The organism is Sulfobacillus harzensis, from assembly GCF_012933365.1.
In the GTDB taxonomy this organism is placed as follows: Bacteria; Bacillota; Sulfobacillia; order Sulfobacillales; family Sulfobacillaceae; genus Sulfobacillus_B; species Sulfobacillus_B harzensis.
The window spans coordinates 35,980-56,098 of the sequence record NZ_JABBVZ010000011.1; the positions used below are offsets into that span (position 1 = coordinate 35,980).

The following is a 20,119-nucleotide window of genomic DNA, read 5'->3' on the forward strand; positions in this document are numbered from 1 at the left end:
CCCGTTAAAATGCATGCTCAAGCTCGGCCAGAACGCTCTCCGTCATATCCTGGGTGGTCGCTTGGCCCCCTAGATCCGGGGTCCTAACCCCTCCCGATACCGCACGACGCACCGCCTGGTTTAGGGCAACGGCGGCATCGGGAAGTCCAAAGCTCCACTCCAGCATCATCGCTACAGAACCAATTGCCCCAAGCGGATTGCTAATCCCCTGGCCGGCAATGTCAGGGGCCGATCCATGAATCGGCTCATATAGCCCCAAATCGGGATCAAATTGGCGTACCGTGGCTGACGCCATCACCCCAAGACTTCCCACTAGTCCACCGGTCAGATCGCTTAAGATGTCGCCGAACAGATTTTCGCAAATTGCCACACGGTACCGGTCAGGCGCGGTGACCAATTCCGCCGCAGCCGCGTCAACATACCGGTGCACAAGAGACACGCCAGGATACTCGTCGGCCATTCGAGTCACCGTTTCCCGCCACAACTTGGAGGTTTCCAAGACGTTGGCTTTGTCGACCGAGACCAGAGGAACACCCTCGCGTTCCGCCAACTGGAAGCCTATGCGGGCAATGCGCTCTATCTCCGGCACGGAATAGCGCGAGGTGTCATAAGCCTCAAACACACGATCCGCGCGAAGGCCACGGCCCCTTGGCGTTCCGTAATAGAGACCGCCTAAGAGTTCCCGCACAATGACCCCTCGGGACGGCGGGCGCTTCAAGGGCGACGCCGACTCCAATCCGGCAAACACCTCAAAAGGGCGGAGATTGGCGAAGAGCCCCAGCGATTCGCGCAATAACAAGAGACCCTGTTCGGGAGTCACCGGGTGGTTGGCCCAGCGCGGCCCGCCAACAGCACCCAAGAGTACGGCATCAGCCCGGTGCACCAGTTCTTCGGTGGCGCGTGGAAAGGGGTGGCCCGATGCCTCAATGGCCGATCCCCCAATCTCAGCCCGTTCCAGTTCCACCGTAAATCCCGCCAGCGAGGCGACTTTCTGCAGCACTGTTTCGGCAGCCGCCGTCACTTCTGGCCCAATGCCGTCTCCCGGAAGAACCGCGACTTTATACCCCACGCGACTCACCTGCTGTCATTTTCATTTCCTGCCAAATGCTCATCAGCTCACCGTCGTCAATGCCACGCTTGCCCTCGGCCGCACTCTTGATTCGCCGCTGCATGTGGCGAAGGTCATCCGCCGTATAGGACAGCCCCAAATGCTCCAGGCGTTCGCGCAGCGCATGGCGGCCGGAATGCTTTCCCAGCACTAAACGGCTTCCCTGGCCTAGCGAGACGGCGTCGAGAAATTCGTAAGTCGTAGGGTCCTTCAACATGCCGTCCTGGTGTATGCCCGATTCGTGGCGAAACGCGTTGTCTCCCACAATCGCTTTGTTGGCCTGAACAATCATGCCGGTACATTGGCTTACCAGCCGGCTGGTGCGATAAATTTCGCCGAGATTTAAACCATGCGTGAGCTTCCAATGGTCGGCCCTGGCGGACAGGGACACGGCGACCTCTTCCAAGGCGGCATTGCCGGCCCGCTCACCAATCCCGTTAACCGCCACCTCCACTTGGCGGGCGCCTGCTTTGACTCCCGCCAAAGAATTGGCCACCGCCAATCCCAGATCATCATGGCAATGCACGGAGAGAATCGCGTCAGCCGGAATCGATTCTCGCAAGAAGCCAATGAGACGGGCATATTCATCACTCATGGCGTACCCGACGGTATCCGGGAAGTTTAAGGTGCGTGCGCCGGCCTCATAAGCTGCCATGGCTGCGTCAAGCAAAAATTGGGGATCCGAGCGGGTGGCATCTTCAGCAGAAAACTCCACATCCTCCCGATATGACCGGGCCTGCCGCACCGCGTCCGCGATCCGCTGCAACACAGCCTCAGGAGACAGCTTAAGCTTGGCTCGCATGTGCACCTCTGACGTGGCAATGAAGACATGAATGCGCGCATTATGAGCCGGTTCCAAGGCCCGTGCGGCGGTCTCGATATCGTGTTCTTCGCAACGCGCCAAGGCAGCCACCTGACAGGTCTCGATTTCACTGGCGACTTGGCGTACCGCCTCGAAGTCTCCCGCCGACGAGACGGGAAATCCCGCCTCAATGACATCCACCTGCAGTCGCTCTAATTGATGGGCAATGGCCACCTTCTCCTGAATGGTCAGAGCCACCCCTGGCGACTGCTCGCCATCCCGTAATGTGGTATCGAAAATACGCACCCGCTCGTTCATGATTTAACGCACCTCCTCTTCAACCTCGGCCTCTACGGAGGGCCTCAGCCACGACATCATCTGCCGGAGATCACGGCCGACCGACTCCACTGGATGGCGGCGAGCTGCCGCTCTAAGCGTCTCAAATTCGCTTCGCCCTTCACGGTTTTCGGCCATCCAAGCGCGGGCGAACGTGCCGTTTTGAATCCGTTCCAACACCTTTCGCATTTTGTCGCGCACCGCCTCGTCTACCAAGGTCGGTCCCACCGTCAAGCCCCCATACTCGGCGGTATCCGATACCGAGTACCACATGGCGCCGAGTCCGCCCTCATACATCAAATCCACAATCAACTTCATCTCGTGGAGCGTCTCAAAATAGGCGATTTCCGGCTGATAGCCAGCCTCAACCAATGTTTCAAACCCGGATTGAATCAGTGCTGAAACCCCACCGCAGAGAACCGTTTGCTCCCCGAACAAGTCGCTTTCGGTTTCTTCACGAAAGGTGGTTTCGATGACTCCCGCGCGCGTCCCGCCAATCCCCGAGGCATACGCCAACGCCAAATCGCGGGCTTGGCCGGTCGCGTCCTGGTGGACCGCCACCAGGCACGGGGTGCCTTGACCCTCGCGGTACAACCGTCGGACCAGGTGACCGGGCGCTTTAGGCGCCACCATAAACACGTCCACGAAGTCAGGCGGAACAATTTCGCCGAAGTGCACGGCAAATCCGTGAGCGAACGCCAAAGCCTGGCCGGGGCGAAGATGGGGAAGAATCTCATCGCGGAACAAATCGGGCTGCACGTGGTCAGGCGCTAAAATTTGTATCATGTCGGCCTGTTCGGCTGCCTGGCTCACGTCCATGACTGTCAGCCCGTCGCGCCGTGCCCGTTCCCGGGACGCGCCTGGCCGGATGCCGACAATCACCGGAACACCACTGTCCCGCAAATTCAAGGCATGCGCATGGCCCTGGCTGCCATAACCGATGATGGCGACTTTGCGAGACTGGATATGCGTTAAATCGGCGTCCTGGTCATAGTAAATCCTTGCGTTCATACGGATGCCCCCTTCTTCGCTGGTGTCATGCGAACTCGCCGACCGGTGAGCGTCACAGGGCCCTGGCCAAGACGGCCGGCGGACTCTGGAAGTTCCAGCGTCATGGCCCGGATGTCCTGATGCCGGGCCAGGTGCCGCATCAGCTTTCGGGCACCCTGATGGTCAGTCTCCACCTCCAAGGTGGCGTGGATGTGGGCGTCCACCCGGTTCTTCTCAAAGGTGGCACGTGAGACATCGGCGCGCCGCTGGCTGACGATGGCCCACAAACGGGCCTCGGCTCCATCCGCGAGCGCCATATGAATGGTGATGCGGTATCCCATTGTTTCGCCTCCTGTCGGGTAATAAAAAACCCTTTCCTCGCGGAAAGGGACGTTTTCACGTGGTACCACCCTTTTTCCCCCGCCCATGGGCGGGGCTCAACATGGATAACGGCATGACCCGCCTCTTTCTCCACGGCTGCGGCCGTTCTCGAAAGAGGTGCTCCGGGGCGAGGTGTCGTCGCGGAGAACCTTAGGCTTTCACCATCCCTAAGTCGCTTTGCGCTCTCGCTGCGTCAACGCTCCCCATCATCGCGAAAAAATTTATAGCAAAAGACCCGCCACAAGTTCTCGCTTCACGAACTTGCCACGGGTCTTTTATCCCCACGGTGTAACCCGATATTTGGGTCTGTACCGCTCGGTCCTGCTCTCTTGGAGTGGATCCCTAGGTACACTTCGAGGTTGCTATTGGGAGATAGTTATTCGAGGAACAAGCGGAAATTCCTCCCCCGCCACAAAAAATTTTTTCACGACTCCCCGAGTGTCGTGCGAGCACCCAAACTGGCGGAGGAAAAGAGCCGTTGATATTTGGCCAAGGCTCCCGCCGTATAGCGGGGGGCTGGCCTTTGCCAAGCGGCCCGCCGGGCTTCCAGTTCCTCGGCCGTCAAATCCACCGTGATTTGCCGTTTTTGACTATCAATGGTGATGCGATCGCCATCGCGAATCAGCGCCAAAGGTCCTCCGACCCAAGCTTCCGGCGCCACGTGCCCCACCATCGGCCCACGGGTCGCGCCAGAAAAGCGCCCATCCGTTACCATGGCCACATCGGAGACGTGCCCCTGGCCAATAATGGCAGCCGTTACAGACAGCATCTCGCGCATGCCGGGCCCGCCTTTTGGCCCCTCATAGCGAATCACCACCACGTCCCCCGATTGAACGCGCCCCGCCGAGATAGCCTGAAAGGCCGCTTCCTCGCCGTCAAATACCCGGGCCGGGCCGGTAAATTGAACCTGTCCGCTCGGATCGGTGAGCTTTAGGACCGCTCCATCAGGCGCGACGTTGCCGCGTAAAATGGCCAGGGCTCCATCGGGATGCAGAGGCTTCTCAACCGGATACACGACGCGAGAGGCCAGTTCGGAATCAGGCAGCGGATAGTTTCGGACTTCCTCACCGAGAGTTTTTCCGGTGATGGTTAAGACGTCCTCATGCAACAGTCCGGCATCCATCAGCCGACGCAGAATGAGCGGAACCCCGCCTGCCTCATGAAGGTGCGCCATCAGGTATTCACCGCCAGGCTTCAGGTTCCCGATGTGCGGTGTCTCGCGGCTGATGCGGTCAAAATCCTCCAGCGTGATGGCAATCCCAGCTTCACCCGCAATGGCCATCAAATGCAGCACGGCATTGGTGGATCCGCCGAGGGCCGCGGCCACCCGCACGGCATTCTCGAGAGACTTCAAGGTGATAATATCCTTCGGCCGGATATTGGAATCGAGCGTCGCCATCACCTGCTGGCCCACCTCACGCGCCCGGGCTGCACGATCCGGATGCATAGCGGGCACCGCTGAGGTTCCCAGCCGCGCCATTCCTAAGGTTTCCACAAGAGTCCCCATGGTGTTCGCGGTAAAAAGGCCTCCACAGGTGCCCGGTCCCGGACAGGCGGCGCGCTCCAGCGCGTCCAATTCCGCATCATCAATGCGGCCGGCAGCGTGGGCACCAACGGCCTCAAAAACATCCTCCACGCTTACCGCCTTGCCCTGAAACACCCCCGGCATCATGGTGCCCCCGTACAGAACCACCGTGGGAATGTTGAGGCGCACCGCGGCCATTAGAATGCCGGGCAGGTTCTTGTCGCAGCCCCCCACCGCCACCAAGGCGTCAAACCCCTCGGCAAAGGTCACCACCTCGATGGAGTCGGCAATAATTTCCCGGCTAATGAGCGAACCTTTCATGCCTTGGTGTCCCATCGCAATGGCGTCGCTCACGGTGATGGCCGGAAACTCAATTGGCGTGCCCCCTGCTTCTCGGATGCCCGTTTTCACCTCGCGGGCCACCTGATCGAGATGGAAGTTGCAGGGCGTCACTTCCGTAGCCAAATTGGCCACACCCACAAAGGGATTCCGAAAATCAGCATCGGTCAAGCCCATCGCGCGATACATGCTGCGATGCGGAGCTCGCTCGGGGCCGTCCACGGTGACCCGGCTTCGGCTCCGGCGGGGATCATTTTCCATGATGTATGCACCCTCCTCACTAAATATTGCCGCCCATTATACTCCCATCGCTGAAAAGGCGGGGAGATTTAAAAAATTTTTTAACCAGGACTAGTCAGAATCTTAACCTAGGCGATACAATGGGGACCAAAAAATCTCCGGCTGGAAAGAAAGGACGGATATCATGGAGCCGCGAACCTTGTTCGAAAAGATTTGGGCGAGCCATGTGATCGAAGACGCCCCCCCGGATCAACCCGCGCTGTTATACATAGACCGCCACTATATCCATGAGGTCACGTCCCCGCAAGCCTTCGAGGGACTGCGGCAATCGGGCCGAAGGGTTAGGCGGCCGGATTTGACGCTGGCGGTCATGGATCACAACGTGCCGACGTCGGATCGGACGCTTCCCATTCAGGATCCCGTGGCCCGCCGACAGATTGAGGAACTCGCGCGCAACTGCCGCGAATTCGATGTCCCACTCTGGGATATTCACCATCCCGACCAAGGCATCGTCCACATTATCGGCCCCGATATGGGTCTTACGCTACCAGGCATGACGATTGTCTGCGGCGACAGCCATACGTCCACCCATGGAGCTCTGGGCTCCCTGGCCTTCGGCATCGGCACCAGCGAGGTTGAGCATGTTTTGGCGACGCAGACGATTTGGCAACACAGGCCGCGGACCATGGAAGTGCGGTTCAAGGGCAAGAGGCCTGTAGGAACCAGCGCCAAGGACATGATATTGGCCCTGATCGGCCAAATCGGCATTGGCGGCGCCACCGGGCATGTCATCGAGTACACGGGGGACGCGGTGCGATCCCTCAACATGGAAGAGCGGATGACCATCTGCAATATGTCAATCGAGGCGGGAGCCCGCGCCGGCATGATCTCGCCCGACGAAACCACCTTGGCCTATTTGGCGGAACGACCCTATGCCCCAAAGGGCGCCGACTTCGACCGCGCCCGGCAAGAATGGCTGGCGCTGGCCACCGACGCCGGAGCTCAATTTGACCGCACGGTGGAGATCGATTTGGAGGATCTGGCTCCGATGGTAACCTGGGGCACCAATCCGGAAATGGCGCTCCCCATTACCAGCCGGGTCCCGGATCCGGCACAGGAGCCCGATCCGGTGCGCCGAGACACCTATGAGCGAGCGCTGCAATACATGAATCTGACCCCCGGTCAACCTCTCGCCGGCGTTCCCATTCAACGCGTCTTCATTGGCTCCTGTACCAACGGCCGACTCGAAGATTTGCGGCGTGCGGCCCAGATCGCGAAGGGACGCCGAGTCGCTGCAGGGGTCCGGGCCATGGTCGTGCCGGGCTCCGGGCGCATTAAGCGGGAGGCGGAAGCGTTGGGGCTGGACCAAATCTTTCTGAGCGCCGGATTCGAATGGCGCGAGCCCGGTTGCAGCCTATGTCTGGGCATGAATGACGACATTCTTTCCCCCGGCGAACGCTCAGCCTCCACCTCCAACCGCAACTTTGAAGGTCGGCAAGGCCGGGGGGGCCGCACTCATCTGGTCAGTCCCGAAATGGCAGCGGCGGCGGCCATCGCCGGGTGTTTAACCGACGTTCGCCAATTTACCCAGGAGGTGACAGTATGACCCCCTTTCATGCCCATCGCGGACTGGTGGTTCCCCTGGCCCGCAACAACGTCGACACCGACCAAATCATTCCCAAGCAGTTCTTAAAGCGCATCGAGCGCACGGGATTCGGCCAGTTTCTGTTCTTTGACTGGCGTTTTGACCAAGATGGGAACCCGCGTGCGGACTTTGTGTTGAATCAACCGCAATTTGAAGGAGCCAGCATTCTTTTAGCGGGGGAAAATTTCGGTTGCGGCTCGTCGCGTGAACACGCCCCCTGGGCTCTTAAGGACTACGGGTTTCGCGTACTGATTGCCCCATCGTTTGCTGACATTTTCTACAACAACTGCATTCAAAACGGCATCTTGCCTGTGAGGTTGGAACCGAGCCAGATCCAAAAGCTCATCATGGAGGCCGAACGTTCTGAGGGCCTGACTCTCGATGTCGACCTCGAAAGGCAGACGGTGAGCTACACGGACGGCGTTCTGGTGGATCACTTTGAGATTGATCCGCGCCGGCGGGAAACCTTGATGAAGGGACTTGACCCCATTGGCGAAACGTTGCTCCACGATTCCGCCATCAGCGCCTTCGAGGCGCGGCACGCCGTCCCGGTCGTCCCACCGCGGGTCTAACTTGGCGGGCTTGACAATGTCACCAGGGTCAATCTCCGAAAACGGGGACATGGTTGTCGAGGAACACCTCACCATACGTTAAATCGTGGGGGTTGCATCGCGGCCCCTTTATGCTACCCGCTTTGCCTTGCGGGAGAAGGATAAAGCGCGTTCTGGTTTCTTTCGCCAAGCAGTGCAGTAAAATAGTGAACAGCCTTGGTATGTGAGGGAGGTGAGAAATCCCGGGAGCTTCGTCGGCCATGCCGGGAGGCCAACTATAAAGAATCTAGAATATGAACGAGACCATCACCACGGTGGTCCCCAGATTTCTCCGGCCATTGTCGGGCTAGATTAAGCGGTCGGCGAATCCGACCGGCCGGCGTCAATACCTTTCGCTCTAAGCATTATTGCCTCGTATGTGTCGTTGTTCGCCTTTGGGGAAAGCAACCGCACCATCTGATACTTGGCATTCCGAAGGATACCATTCGGGGGCCAAAATCGCCCGTTCACGGGGGATCGATTGCCATTGGGCCCGTGCAAGCCCAAAATATCAGGAAATTTGCCAGGAGGGCGATCACGTGAAAATAGGACTGGTGCACGAAGGCCATGGGGAAACGTTGGTCGCCTTGACGCCCGACAGCGTCCAACGGCTCGTTTCAAAAGGCCATACCATCACGGTAGAGGCAGGTGCTGGCAACGCAGCAGGTTTTAATGACCAACAATATTGTGACGCAGGCGCCACGATTCAAGAAGAGCGCAAAGCTCTGGTGGTCGAGAGCGACGTGATTGCAACCGTCACCGGCCCGCGCGAAGCCGCCGAGTGGGGCGAACTCTCGCCTGGGACGGTGGTCGTGGGGATGTTGAAACCCTTTTCCGCCCCGGTTCGGTTGTATGAGCACTGGGCGGAAGCAGGAGTAACCGCCCTGAGCATGGATGCCCTGCCGCGCATCAGCCGTGCCCAAAGCATGGATGTGCTGTCATCGCTGAGCACCGTCATGGGATATCGGGCTGCCATTATCGCGGCGGAACGGGTTCGCAAGTTCTTTCCGCTCTTGATGACGGCGGCGGGAACAATCCCGCCGGCGCGCGTTCTCATCTTGGGAGCGGGTGTGGCGGGCCTGCAAGCCATTGCCACCGCCCATCGGCTGGGCGCGCGGGTGGAAGCCTTTGACACGCGTCCTGAGGTTCGGGAGCAGGTGGAGAGTCTCGGCGCCACGTTTCTCACCCTCGACGTCGAGTCGCAAGCGACGCAGGACGGGTATGCGACCGAGTTGGCGGATGACGCCCACAAAAAAGAGAACGAGCGCCTCAGGGAGCCGGTGGCGCGGGCCGACGCCATTATTACCACGGCCCAAATTCCGGGTCAGCGGGCTCCCATCCTGATCACCCGGGAGATGCTGTCGGGCATGAGACCAGGTTCGGTCATTATCGACCTTGCGGCCGAAACCGGCGGCAACACCGAGGTAACAAAGGTGGGAGAAAGCGTCTTTTATGCGGGGGTTGAGGTTGTCGGATCACGAAATTTGGCCTCGGAGCTTCCCCATGATGCGAGCCAGCTTTTCGGCCGCAACCTAGCTAACTTTTTGCAGTATCTCGAGGACGCAGGCATCACATGGAACGCGCAGCACGAGGTGTCGCTGCCAGATGACGAGATTGTCAATCGCACCATGCTAATCCATGAAGGACGCCTGCTTCATGCAGGACTTCTCAAACGACAAGGAGGGGGCGTGCTGGATGTCACTCATCGCTGAACTCTACATTTTTGTTCTCGCTGTCCTGGCGGGGTTTCAAGTCATCGCCAAAGTTCCGTCCATTCTGCACACCCCACTGATGTCTGCGACTAACGCCATCCACGGCATCATCCTGATAGGGGCTCTCGCCGCAGCGTTTGCGGTGCATGGGACAGCCAGTCTGGTGATTGCCCTATTGGCGGTGTTTTTTTCCAGCATCAATTTGGTCGGCGGCTTCGTGGTTACGGACCGCATTTTGGCGATGTTTCGCTCTGAGCAGGAAGCGGGGCGGTCTTCGTGAACGCGGCGGCTCAAGTGCTTTATATGATTTCGGCAACGCTTTTCGTGCTGGGCGTGCGTTTTTTGGGATCACCGGCTTCAGCGCGGAAAGGCAACCGTTTCCTGGCTATTGGCATGCTGGTAGCCTTGGCAACGACGGTAACCTTCGCGCCCCGATATGATCATTGGGTCTTCGTGGTCTTGGTGGTTTTGGCGGGAAGCGCCATCGGCATCATCTCTGCACGCAAAGTTCGCATGACCGCAATGCCGCAAATGGTGGCGCTGTTCAATGGATTGGGCGGCGGCGCCGCGGCCTTGGTGGCGGCGGCTGGCTGGCCGGGCTCGACCGGGGCCGCTTCGGGGCTGGCGCTTCTGACGATGATCCTTGGATCACTTAGCTTCGGTGGTAGCATTATTGCCTTCCTCAAGCTGCAAGAGTGGCTCCACGTGGCTCAGCGCTTAGCGTTTGGACTGCGTATCAGTGGTTTGCTGGTACTGGCGGCAGCGGTCGCCGGGGCGATTTTTATGGGAACAGCACCCTCCCCGGGTCTCGGCGGTGCGATAGCCTTAATGGGGGCTGCGGCCGTGAGCGGCGCCCTGCTCACGCTTCCAATTGGCGGGGCCGATATGCCCGTGGTGATTTCCTTGTTGAACGCGCTGACCGGTCTTTCGGCGGCGGCCACGGGCTTTGTGCTGCACAACCAGCTCCTAATCATTGCTGGAACCTTGGTGGGCGCTTCCGGCACCATCCTAACCCAGCAGATGAGCCGGGCCATGCACCGGTCCTTGACAAATGTGATTTGGAGCGGACAGGCGGCAGCTCAGCAAGCGGGCAGCGTCGACGGCACCGTACAGTCCATTACTCCGGACGATGTGGCAATGCTGCTTCGTTACGCCAAAAAGGTGGTCATCGTGCCCGGATATGGGTTGGCGGTGGCGCGTGCGCAGCTTGAGGTGAAACAGGTGACGGATTTGCTGCAAGGTTTCGGCGTGGAGGTGCTGTTCGGCATCCATCCGGTCGCCGGCCGCATGCCGGGCCACATGAACGTCTTGCTGGCGGAGGCTGACGTGCCGTATGACCAATTGTGGGAGATGGATCGCATCAACCCCCGATTTCGGGATACCAACGTCGTATTGGTGGTCGGAGCCAACGATGTGACCAATCCGGCGGCACGAACGGCGGCAGGAAGCCCCCTGTATGGAATGCCCATCCTAAACGTGGATGAGGCGCAGAATGTGGTCGTGCTCAAGCGGTCCATGGGTCGGGGATTTGCCGGCGTCGACAACCCGCTCTATGTCCACCCCAAGACCCGCATGTTGTTTGGGGATGCTAAGCATTCATTGTCCGCCTTGGTGCGGGAACTCGAAACCATCGCCTAACGGGGGGATCCAAAGCACGGGAGATAGCGCCCCTGGAAGGCCTGTTGAGGCATGGGAAGCGAGCGGCATGACTTTGCCGACTCGCTTCTTCATCCCCCGAGACTAGTCGGGTTCGAAGCCCCATCCGACAACGTGAGATGGGTGTTCGTCCGTCATCATCACGGAATTGCGGGCGGCAACCATACCGAGCAAACTCCCCAATGGAAGCCCAGTGTTGGGGTTGATATCAAAACGGGGAAAATTGCTGCTGGACACGTCAAGCCGCAAGCGATGGCCAGGCTGAAAGAGATTGGCGACAGGATACAGATCAATCTCCACCTTGGTTACCGTGTGAGGTTGATAAGGCTGCTCGTGGTCGTACCCCTGTCGGAAACGAAGCCGTTGAATCCCATCGGTCAAATTCAGCGCATAGCCCCAGGGATGGACGGGCGTGGGCGGGTACCAGTCAATGATCTTGGCCGTCCAGTCGGTGTCGAGAGCGCTCGAGGCGACATAGAGCACAACCATGAGGGGACCGGCCAAGATAAGCGGACGGGTAAGCGGCGGCGTCGTGAAGACCAAGACATCGGGGCGCACGTACAACGGACCAAAGGGCGGCCGCGCATGAAAGATATCCGGGGACGTCGTTTGATCATGCGGGCCAGCCGGGACGACGGGACGGAGCCGATCAAAGGTCGGCGGCGGGTTAGCTATCCCTGGCATCGGATCGATATAGGAAAGCGACGAAAGATTGCCTCCCACTGTCGGCACCGGATTAGTGGGATCGAAGCGAAACGTGGCAGTTCCTGGCGGTCTTAAGGAGGGTCGGTCCAACAGCATGCCGTCGCTGCTGAGATGCCAGCGCTTAGGCTGGGATTCGGGAGGAGGCCATGTCGTCGCCTCAAGAAACCGGCCGCCGTGTCGAAGCCGGCCATCAGAATCCACGTCTCCCCCTGCCCCGCCCATCAGAAAATACCGTACCGGCGCGGTCCAGGGAAGCGATCCTTGGCCTTTAAGCCAATAATCAAACCACTGCCGAAGGAGCGGCAACAACGGGGTATACGCCTCACCACCAAAAGATATGGGCGCCGTGTCGGTTTCCACTTCGCGCCATCCATGAGTCCACGGTCCCATCCAAAGATACTGGGGATTCCGTTTCAGGGCCGACAGCCCTAGAAAATTCCTGATTGTCGCTCTCGTGTAAGAGTCGTACCAGCCCCCTGAATAGAGCGTGGGCACATCGGCATGTTCCACCCAGTAGCGCCGGATGTTCAATTCACGCCGTTCCCAGACGGCACTATGGATGCCGGCGGTGAAAAGCTCCCAGAACCGCTGATCGTGCGTGGGCGCAAGGGCCAAGGGACCTTGCCCCCGTTTTGGAACGCGCCCGGTCCTCAGTATCTCGCGAACATCAAATTGAGTGAGCCGTTCGCGCACCGTGTCCGGGAGATTCGAATCGGTGGCGGCCGCGTAGAGCATCCATGCCATCCACCGGAGTTCAAAGGCGCCCCCTTGGCGCACGCTTTCCGAGTGGGCATCGGACCATCCCTCATGCACCCACATGGCGCGAAGATGTGGGGGATTGAGCGTCGCCAACGCGCTTTGCAAGGATCCCGAATACGAATAGCCGAACGTGCCGACTTGCCCATCACACCATGCTTGTTGGGCAATCCATTCGACCGTGTCATAGCCATCTTCGGCCTCGGTCAAAGCAAAGGAGAACTTGCCGTCCGAACCGAAGCGGCCTCGGCAATCCTGAACCACGACCGCGTATCCGGTCTGAGACAGCGCCCGCGCAAGGGCGACCCGATCGCGGTCCTTGCGGTCATACGGCGTTCTCAGCAACAGCGCGGGGACCGGATGGCCTTTATCGTCCGGTCCCCTACGGTTCGGCAGATAGATGTCGGCGCGCAACAACGCCCCGCCGCGCATGGGGATGGCCACGCCTTCAACAACTACAACGGGAAACCGCGTACTCACAGAACAACTCCTCACGTTCAGGTCTCAGCCGCAAACGGTGCCTAGCGCCTGCTAGCCCAGCGGCCCCAAAAACGGCGGGCCGAGGTATGGATCGTCCATGTCCAAGACCTCTGGCCATTCGTCGGGAACACCAGGGCGTTTCGGACGCGGCGCGCCGTCCCAGCCAATCTGGTCCATCTGAAAGTATAGGCGCACCAAATGGCCGCCGGGGTCCATTACCTGAAAGGCATAGTCGACGCCCGGGGACAGTTCGTCCGGCCAAGGCACTTCCCGGCATCCGTGGCTTCGGAGAAAGTCACGAGCCGCCCGCAGTTGGGCGTAGTTGGCCACCTGCAGCCCTAAATATGCGGTGGTGGTCGCTGTGGATAGTCCCAAGCGCTCACGGGCGGCCAGAGGGAAGAGCGCCAAGGAATGATGTTCCGTGTTGACCCTAAGGAACGCGCACTCCAAACCGTTCCATGTCACGGTTTCCGTGAGCCGAAAGCCAAGTAGCTGCTGATAGAAGGCCGCCGTCGCCGCCACATCCGGCACAAAAAGCCCCAATGGGCCGATCTGGGTCACCTTAAAGGGTCGCGCAAGCAATACGCCGTCCACATCATAGCGTTCCTCCCCGTCCTCATCGCGATATCCGCTGGCGGAATCGATCCCGTGCGCCAGCGCCTCGTTGACCTCCGCGTACTCCGACATTTGGGGGATTTGGGGCCGCTGCTCAAATAGACGGTAATGCATGGCAAACGGTTTGCTGACCCCGTTCCAGCCAATCTGCTCCATGCCATAATAGAGCTCGTTAATGTAGCCGTTGAGATCATAAAAATAACTGTGCCAATTGGAACCCGGCATGTCGCGGCCCGCCCGTTGGGTTGCCACCCCCTGGTCCTGCAGCCATTGATCCGCATTGACCACTTCCCGCAAGGTGCCTGCCTGCCACGATATTTGCTGGACGGTGATGCCGCCCTCGTAGCGGCGACTGGGATCGGGCTCCAACACGGCATGAGCCGGCCGGTTCAACAGCACCACACTATGATGGTCGCCGGCAAAGCGCGTAAACACGGTCTTCGTGTCCCGAAATTGCGGTTTGCGCATATGCTCCGGGAATCGTTCCTCAAACGGATACCAATCGGTCACCTTGAATCCCAACAGGTCATGATAGAAACGAAGACCCTCGTCAATATCTTCCAGAGTGAGACCAATGTGGCCCAGTCGTCGAATTTTGAAAGGGCGGGGTAGCCAGACGCCGCCCACATTGTACCGCGATGCGATTGCCATCAGATGCCCTCCTTGTCACCGGCATAGTACGGTTATGGTCAAATATCCAGCTGGGCAGGTTCCGCGCCTTGGGGCACGCCGTACTGGGAAAAAATGTAATCGCGTGTATTCTGGGCCAGACGGAAAATCCGCTCTCGGGCTGCGTTGACGAGCCTGCCATCGCGTTTGACCGCCTGGCCCGCCACAAACACGGAGTCCACATTGTGAACGCCCGCCCCGGTCAACACAGCACCGACCGGATCGTTGACGGGAAAAAGGTTCCAGTCCGTGGCGCGGACCAGCACCAGATCCGCCTGTTTTCCTACCGACAGGGTGCCGATTTTGTGATCCAGCCGAAGTGCCCGAGCGCCTTGAATGGTCGCAAATTGCAGGATTTCTCGGGCGCTTAAGGCAAGCGCGTCGGGCATGTGCCCCGCGGCCAGGGTTTCGTTATTGACCCGGGCCCGTTCGGCCATCAGCATCGCCCGCATCTGGCCGAACAGATCTCCAGATATCGAGGTGACAACGTCCACGCCCAAGGCGGGGGCTCCCCCTGCCTGTGTCAGCCGGCCCGTGCAGGGATAGCCATGGCCCATGAGCATTTCGATTTCCGGTGTAACTGATACCGAACAATGGTGGTCAACCATGATTTTATATTCGTCCTGTTGCAGCGTGTTGGAATGGACAAAGTTTAGGTCTGGTCCCAATACACCGCGTTCGTTCAGCCGACGGATGGAGTGGTCGACCGAGCCCCACGTGCCAAACCCCAGGTGCATCGAGCACACGGCATCCAGTTCTCGCGCCAGCTGAATGTCGTTCAGGGCCGTCTCCCAAGAGGAAAACTCCGGGCCCCGGATCGCGAGCCCCATGGTTAATCGCTGGTCCTTGGACGAAAAGTAGCGTTCCTTCACCCGACGGCTGTCCTCCGGATGCGGCAGCTCGCTGTCCTTGGACCAATAAGCGCCGGCACCTTTGAGAGGCGTTCCATAGGCAAACACGGCCCGGATCCCGGATTCGTCGAGCGCACGGATAAGCGCATCAGCGTGTTCAGGCGAATTGACCATCGACCAGTCAAGCACCGTTGTGACGCCGGCATTTAGCGCCTCCAGTGCCCCCAACAAATTGCCCGCATACACGTCCTCTGGCCGGAGCATGCCGCCCAAGCCGTTGAAGTACAGATGGTGCAAATACGTGGTCAGGGACCATTCGGCGCCGACATTGCGAATCACCGATTCCCAGACGTGCCGGTGCGTATCCACCAAACCGGGGATAACAATCATGCCGGTCGCGTCAATGACTTCAGCTCCCGGCGCCTCAAGACGGGGACCAATCGCGGAAATTTCCTCCCCGTCGATGACGATATCCATCACGCTTCCATCACGGTAGCCAGGATCGAGGGTTATCACCCAGCCACCCCGAATGAGGAATCTTGACATCACGCACCCCTTTCTCGTCCCAATGCCGAGGAATGCAGTCCCCGGCCACCAATCCGACCCATTTTGAGGAGAGCTACGGTGATGCGATGACTGGAGTGCGCTGCTCTCCTAGTGAGATTCCGCCGTCTTCCTGAGCGATGCGGGCGACGATGACGTCGCCGTCCTTGAGATAACGGGTATTGGATTTTTCCGCTGCGCGAAGCTCTGCCTGCTTTTGCGCCCCGTCCACAATAGGGCTGTTGAGCGTTTGAGCAAGATCCGGCGAGAGACTCAATGCACCCCCCCGGGTGTGCCCGTCAGCAATACATCGCCAGCCTGTAAATCCATCACGCGCGACAATTCGGTTAACGTCTCTTCAGGGGTATAGAGCAACTGAGCAGTAGAGGCGGATTGGCGCAATTCGCCGTTGACCCAAAGATTTAATGCCAGATGATGAACCAACGGGCCTTCACCGTCTTCCAGCAGACACAGGATGGGACCCGTGGGACAGAATGTCCGGTAGCTTTTGCCTAAAAACCATTGTCCCGGAGGAATTTGAATGTCGCGAGCCGACACATCGTTGGCAATAAATAACCCGCCCACCACCTCGGGCAGCGTATCCGTCGTAACGGTGATGGGACCGGTAATGTCGGCCCGCAGCACCAGGCCCAGTTCGATTTCATAGTCGAGCAGTTCGACCTCTGGAGGCCGGGCAATCGCATCCCGCGCTCCCGTGAGGGTACTGTCGGCTTTGGTAAAGAAGGTGTTGACAGGCGGTTTTTGGGATGGCAGGCCCGCCTCAGTGCGGTGCTTCGCGTAGTTGACGCCCTGACATACGATCCGTGCCGGACGGGTGATGGGGCTGAGCGGAGTGACCTCCTCGACAGGAACTCCTCGACTCTTGCCCGCCCGATCCCGAAGTGCTGTTGCTTCTTGTTGCAACATCACCGCAGTAAAAACTGACCCGGCGTCTATGGGATGGACTCTGGGCCCTTCAACGACGCCCCAATATTCGTCGGTCCCAACCCGGTAGCGCATCATTGCTAGACTCACGGTCGCCTCCTGTGACTCCCGCGTGGACGCGGGGGCGTATGCAGCGCTAGTCGCTCGACAGCTTCAAGCAACTCCGTCATAGCTGCCCGCGCCCCATCGATGTCGTGTTGGATAACCGTTGCTAACACCTGGTGATGATAGCCTAGGACCGTTTGCCGCGAGGTTTGGCCCTCAGCTTTCCGCAAGACGGCCATGGTTGCCTTGCGGCTTTGAACCAGAGAATCCCGCAAGACACTCATGAGGCTGGTCATTAGGTCGTTGTGCGCCGCTTCAATTAACGTACGGTGAAAATCGTAATCGGCCTGGGCCCACGAGACATCGTCATCCAACGCCGACGCCATGCGCTCAAAGGCGAATCGCATCGCATCGTGATCGGCGGGCGTGCTGTGCTGCGCGGCCAAGGCGCTCGCCATCGGCTCAAGCCCCAGACGCACCTCGGTTAACTGGCGATAAAACTCGGGACCGTCCGATGTCTCCATCGCCCAGCCGAGCACTTCGCGATTCCACCACTGCCACTCGGAACGGGGTCGGACAGTTGTGCCGCCCTTGGGAACGGACGCGACCATCCCCCGGGCCTCGAGCCCTTTGAGCGCTTCACGCACAACCGTCCGGCTGACCCCTTCCATGACTCCCACGGTCTCCACTTTAGGCAAAACGGTGCCTGGAGGCAGATCGCCGGAGACTATGCGGCACCCCAGACTATGTAGGATCTGCTCCCGACGCCGCATGAAAAACCTCCTGAAGGGCACTAGACAAGCAAGCGAATCAATTAAATAATATTACTACCTTGCGCAAGTTGTCAATCAATATTATTTATTCTCACAGGAGGAATAGAATGACCCCAACGTTGTTAGTCATCATTGGAAGCACCCGGCCCACACGCGTAGGGTCCGCGGTCGGCCAATGGTTTGTCGACCATGCCCGGACCGACGGGCGATTCACGACAGAAGTGGCAGACTTGGCCGAAATGGCGCTCCCGCTCTTGGACGAACCCGACCATCCCCGTGTGCGCCAATACCGCCACCCTCACACGCAAGCGTGGAGCAAGCGGGTGGAGACTGCCGATGCCGTTGTTTTCATAACGCCGGAATATAATTACGGCGTGAGCGCGCCCCTAAAGAACGCCATCGACTACTTGCATCACGAATGGCAGATTAAGCCAGCCGCCTTTGTGAGCTATGGCGGCGTATCGGGCGGCACGCGGGCCGTGCAGATGTTGAAGCAGATTGTGACTACCGTGAAAATGGTGCCGCTTTGCGAAGCGGTGGTGATTCCGTGGGTTGAGCAGTTTTTAGACGACGATAAGCATTTTTGTGCCACGCCTGCGCTTGAAGAAGCGGCCTCGGTAATGCTCAATGAACTCTTGTTCTGGGCCAAGGGGCTGAAAGCCATGCGTGACCAGCGCGCTGCTCTGTAATGAAACCAGGGGCTGGGCGGCATCCTTAGACCGCCCCTCCTGTGGGAACCGGCTGACCTCCATGTCGGGTGGACATGAGCCGGCCGGTTCCGACAACTTCAGGTCGATAACCAGAAGGATGAGGGCGCGCGGTCGCGTCTCCTATTCGATTTCGTACAGCAGCCAATCACCGACCTGGCCGCCCATTTTGTTGTATAGGGCTTGGGCGACCACATTGTCTCTGGCAGTTTCCCATTGCATGTATGCCCATCCCCGCGACCGAACGTAGTCAAGGCAATGCTGGAATAGTCGCTCGCCAATTTTTTGCCCACGGTGGGCCGGGTGCACGAACAAATCGTTAAGAATCGCGGCGCGCTTGGCTTGGAGCGTACTGAAGGTGAAATACAACGTGGCAAAACCCACCAAGAGCGCCTGATCATCCGCGACAAATTGAATCCCGGAGTCGGGGTGTTCCAGAAGTTGCGCAACCAATTGAGTTACGGCCTCGCTTCCTGGATTGGGCCGTTCATAGAAATCCACGATGTAGGACAGCATCAGGGGCACAAGATCAGGGATATCAGCGCGCGTGACAGCTCTAATGACCATTAACCCACCCCCTTACCACCGCGTTCGGGCCTGGATGCGCCTTAAATTTCAGGCGCGCCACTTAAGCGGGCAACCGACTCAGCACCGCATCGGTAAACGAATGGGTGGTTGCCGTTCCGCCGAGATCCGGGGTTTTAATTCCCGCCAGCAAGGTAGCCTCGATGGCATCCAAAATCCATTGCCCTTCTTCGGGATATCCGAGGTGATCGAGCATCAGCTTAGCCGTCCACAACTGCGCGACCGGGTTGGCGATATTCTTTCCTGCAATGTCGGGCGCTGACCCATGGACAGGCTCAAACATCGACGGGAACCGCCGATCAGGATTGATGTTGGCCGAGGCGGCAAGCCCCAGCCCGCCTTGGATCGCGCCGCCGAGATCGGTGAGAATATCGCCAAAGAGATTGGAGGCGACCACTACGTCAAAGCTTTCCGGTCGGGTGACAAAGTAAGAAGCCAAGGCGTCGACGTGATAGAGAGATTGGTCAACGTCGGGATATTCCCGTCCCACCTGCCGAAACACCTCATCCCAGAACGGCATGGAATAGTTGAGGCCATTGGACTTCGTGGCGGCGGTGAGCCGCTTGCGCGATGTACGTGCCAGCTCGAAGGCCCATCGCATGACCCGCTCAGTTCCCTTGCGAGTAAAGACGCTGTTTTGGATGACGACCTCATCCGGCGTTCCTGGACGCAGGGCACCGCCAATATTGGAATACTCTCCTTCCGTGTTTTCGCGGACCACCACGAAGTTGATGTCGCCCGCCTTATACCTTCTAAGGGGGCTCTCAATGCCCTGGAGTATCTTCACCGGGCGCAGATTCACATATTGGTCAAACCCCCGACGGATGGGAAGCAACAGTCCCCATAGCGAAACATGGTCCGGAACCGTGGGAAAGCCCACAGCCCCCAAAAAAATGGCCTCAAATCCCGACAATGTCGACAAGCCATCCTCAGGCATCATGCGTCCGTGCCTCAGATAGTATTGGCAACTCCAATCAAAGTGTTGGACATCTAATTGGAACCGCCCGGAAATCTGCTGAACGTGCTGGAGAACCCGGAGTGCCTCTGACACCACTTCATGTCCGATGCCGTCACCGGGAATAACGGCTAAAGAATGATGATTCACCGAATCCCTCCTCCCA

At 59.0% G+C, this 20,119-nt stretch carries 19 protein-coding genes and 1 pseudogene; 6 read left to right on the top strand and 14 right to left on the bottom strand.

Annotation, left to right across the window (positions count from 1 at the left end):
• Window positions 1–4 precede the first annotated feature (4 nt).
• The 5 genes from leuB to ilvD form a co-directional block, all read right to left on the bottom strand.
• The gene (gene leuB, locus HIJ39_RS04945; RefSeq protein WP_169097329.1) at window positions 5–1,069 is read right to left on the bottom strand and encodes a 3-isopropylmalate dehydrogenase; all 1,065 of its coding nucleotides are present in this window, start codon (window positions 1,067–1,069) and stop codon (window positions 5–7) included.
• Window positions 1,059–2,228: a 2-isopropylmalate synthase gene (locus HIJ39_RS04950; protein WP_169097331.1), complete on the bottom strand. Its 1,170-nt coding sequence runs from the start codon at window positions 2,226–2,228 to the stop codon at window positions 1,059–1,061. Before HIJ39_RS04950 ends, leuB begins: the two co-directional genes overlap by 11 nt.
• Before the next feature lie 3 nt (window positions 2,229–2,231).
• Complete coding sequence (gene ilvC / locus HIJ39_RS04955) at window positions 2,232–3,257, bottom strand: ketol-acid reductoisomerase (protein WP_169097333.1); 1,026 nt, start codon at window positions 3,255–3,257, stop codon at window positions 2,232–2,234.
• On the bottom strand, window positions 3,254–3,577 hold the full coding sequence (locus tag HIJ39_RS04960; RefSeq protein WP_169097335.1) for a hypothetical protein: 324 nt from the start codon (window positions 3,575–3,577) through the stop codon (window positions 3,254–3,256). Before HIJ39_RS04960 ends, ilvC begins: the two co-directional genes overlap by 4 nt.
• A 464-nt stretch (window positions 3,578–4,041) precedes the next feature.
• Complete coding sequence (gene ilvD, locus HIJ39_RS04965) at window positions 4,042–5,742, bottom strand: dihydroxy-acid dehydratase (protein ID WP_169097337.1); 1,701 nt, start codon at window positions 5,740–5,742, stop codon at window positions 4,042–4,044.
• Between the two features lie 163 nt (window positions 5,743–5,905).
• Here ilvD and leuC point away from each other — a divergent pair, with 163 nt between their 5' ends.
• The 5 genes from leuC to HIJ39_RS04990 all read left to right on the top strand — a co-directional run bounded on the left by leuC (window position 5,906) and on the right by HIJ39_RS04990 (window position 11,306).
• A complete protein-coding gene (gene leuC, locus HIJ39_RS04970) occupies window positions 5,906–7,327 on the top strand; it encodes a 3-isopropylmalate dehydratase large subunit (protein ID WP_169097339.1) in 1,422 nt (473 codons plus the stop codon).
• Complete coding sequence (gene leuD, locus HIJ39_RS04975) at window positions 7,324–7,938, top strand: 3-isopropylmalate dehydratase small subunit (RefSeq protein WP_169097341.1); 615 nt, start codon at window positions 7,324–7,326, stop codon at window positions 7,936–7,938. The genes leuC and leuD overlap by 4 nt, the downstream gene beginning before the upstream one ends.
• A gap of 557 nt (window positions 7,939–8,495) precedes the next feature.
• Complete coding sequence (locus HIJ39_RS04980) at window positions 8,496–9,668, top strand: Re/Si-specific NAD(P)(+) transhydrogenase subunit alpha (RefSeq protein ID WP_338055079.1); 1,173 nt, start codon at window positions 8,496–8,498, stop codon at window positions 9,666–9,668.
• Window positions 9,652–9,948, top strand: coding sequence for an NAD(P) transhydrogenase subunit alpha part 2 (locus HIJ39_RS04985; RefSeq protein ID WP_169097345.1), 297 nt, complete (start codon window positions 9,652–9,654; stop codon window positions 9,946–9,948). The genes HIJ39_RS04980 and HIJ39_RS04985 overlap by 17 nt, the downstream gene beginning before the upstream one ends.
• A complete protein-coding gene (locus HIJ39_RS04990; RefSeq protein WP_338055081.1) occupies window positions 9,945–11,306 on the top strand; it encodes an NAD(P)(+) transhydrogenase (Re/Si-specific) subunit beta in 1,362 nt (453 codons plus the stop codon). The genes HIJ39_RS04985 and HIJ39_RS04990 overlap by 4 nt, the downstream gene beginning before the upstream one ends.
• A 102-nt stretch (window positions 11,307–11,408) precedes the next feature.
• Here HIJ39_RS04990 and HIJ39_RS04995 read toward each other — a convergent pair whose 3' ends face one another.
• The 7 genes and pseudogenes from HIJ39_RS04995 to HIJ39_RS05020 all read right to left on the bottom strand — a co-directional run bounded on the left by HIJ39_RS04995 (window position 11,409) and on the right by HIJ39_RS05020 (window position 17,706).
• Window positions 11,409–13,265: a CocE/NonD family hydrolase gene (locus tag HIJ39_RS04995; RefSeq protein WP_169097347.1), complete on the bottom strand. Its 1,857-nt coding sequence runs from the start codon at window positions 13,263–13,265 to the stop codon at window positions 11,409–11,411.
• A gap of 51 nt (window positions 13,266–13,316) precedes the next feature.
• Window positions 13,317–13,859, bottom strand: a complete 543-nt coding sequence (locus tag HIJ39_RS25090) for a VOC family protein (RefSeq protein WP_420824562.1) — start codon at window positions 13,857–13,859, stop codon at window positions 13,317–13,319.
• A gap of 198 nt (window positions 13,860–14,057) precedes the next feature.
• Window positions 14,058–14,531 (bottom strand): annotated as a pseudogene (locus HIJ39_RS25095) (VOC family protein); the annotation flags it as partial.
• Window positions 14,532–14,569: 38 nt separating this feature from the next.
• Window positions 14,570–15,946: an amidohydrolase family protein gene (locus HIJ39_RS05005; RefSeq protein ID WP_169097351.1), complete on the bottom strand. Its 1,377-nt coding sequence runs from the start codon at window positions 15,944–15,946 to the stop codon at window positions 14,570–14,572.
• A 73-nt stretch (window positions 15,947–16,019) separates the two neighbouring features.
• Window positions 16,020–16,220 carry a hypothetical protein gene (locus tag HIJ39_RS05010; RefSeq protein ID WP_169097353.1) on the bottom strand — a complete coding sequence of 67 codons (201 nt, stop codon included), beginning with the start codon at window positions 16,218–16,220 and terminating at the stop codon, window positions 16,020–16,022.
• Window positions 16,217–16,978, bottom strand: a complete 762-nt coding sequence (locus tag HIJ39_RS05015; protein WP_169097355.1) for a fumarylacetoacetate hydrolase family protein — start codon at window positions 16,976–16,978, stop codon at window positions 16,217–16,219. The genes HIJ39_RS05010 and HIJ39_RS05015 overlap by 4 nt, the downstream gene beginning before the upstream one ends.
• Window positions 16,975–17,706, bottom strand: coding sequence for a FadR/GntR family transcriptional regulator (locus HIJ39_RS05020; protein WP_169097357.1), 732 nt, complete (start codon window positions 17,704–17,706; stop codon window positions 16,975–16,977). Before HIJ39_RS05020 ends, HIJ39_RS05015 begins: the two co-directional genes overlap by 4 nt.
• Window positions 17,707–17,813: 107 nt before the next feature.
• Here HIJ39_RS05020 and HIJ39_RS05025 point away from each other — a divergent pair, with 107 nt between their 5' ends.
• Window positions 17,814–18,395, top strand: coding sequence for an NADPH-dependent FMN reductase (locus HIJ39_RS05025; protein ID WP_169097359.1), 582 nt, complete (start codon window positions 17,814–17,816; stop codon window positions 18,393–18,395).
• Window positions 18,396–18,536: 141 nt separating this feature from the next.
• Here HIJ39_RS05025 and HIJ39_RS05030 read toward each other — a convergent pair whose 3' ends face one another.
• A complete protein-coding gene (locus HIJ39_RS05030) occupies window positions 18,537–18,980 on the bottom strand; it encodes a GNAT family N-acetyltransferase (protein WP_169097361.1) in 444 nt (147 codons plus the stop codon).
• A gap of 61 nt (window positions 18,981–19,041) precedes the next feature.
• Window positions 19,042–20,103 (bottom strand): tartrate dehydrogenase, encoded by a 1,062-nt coding sequence (locus HIJ39_RS05035; RefSeq protein ID WP_338055082.1) that lies wholly within the window; start codon window positions 20,101–20,103, stop codon window positions 19,042–19,044.
• Window positions 20,104–20,119 lie beyond the last annotated feature (16 nt).

What these genes read in the sequence shown, in the direction of transcription:
- HIJ39_RS04950 (WP_169097331.1), bottom strand. Translation starts at nt 2,228, where the DNA reads ATGAACGAGCGGGTGCGTATTTTCGATACCACATTACGGGATGGCGAG.
- ilvC (WP_169097333.1), bottom strand. Translation starts at nt 3,257, where the DNA reads ATGAACGCAAGGATTTACTATGACCAGGACGCCGATTTAACGCATATC.
- HIJ39_RS04960 (WP_169097335.1), bottom strand. Translation starts at nt 3,577, where the DNA reads ATGGGATACCGCATCACCATTCATATGGCGCTCGCGGATGGAGCCGAG.
- ilvD (WP_169097337.1), bottom strand. Translation starts at nt 5,742, where the DNA reads ATGGAAAATGATCCCCGCCGGAGCCGAAGCCGGGTCACCGTGGACGGC.
- leuC (WP_169097339.1), top strand. Translation starts at nt 5,906, where the DNA reads ATGGAGCCGCGAACCTTGTTCGAAAAGATTTGGGCGAGCCATGTGATC.
- leuD (WP_169097341.1), top strand. Translation starts at nt 7,324, where the DNA reads ATGACCCCCTTTCATGCCCATCGCGGACTGGTGGTTCCCCTGGCCCGC.
- HIJ39_RS04985 (WP_169097345.1), top strand. Translation starts at nt 9,652, where the DNA reads ATGTCACTCATCGCTGAACTCTACATTTTTGTTCTCGCTGTCCTGGCG.
- HIJ39_RS05005 (WP_169097351.1), bottom strand. Translation starts at nt 15,946, where the DNA reads ATGTCAAGATTCCTCATTCGGGGTGGCTGGGTGATAACCCTCGATCCT.
- HIJ39_RS05020 (WP_169097357.1), bottom strand. Translation starts at nt 17,706, where the DNA reads ATGCGGCGTCGGGAGCAGATCCTACATAGTCTGGGGTGCCGCATAGTC.
- HIJ39_RS05025 (WP_169097359.1), top strand. Translation starts at nt 17,814, where the DNA reads ATGACCCCAACGTTGTTAGTCATCATTGGAAGCACCCGGCCCACACGC.
- HIJ39_RS05030 (WP_169097361.1), bottom strand. Translation starts at nt 18,980, where the DNA reads ATGGTCATTAGAGCTGTCACGCGCGCTGATATCCCTGATCTTGTGCCC.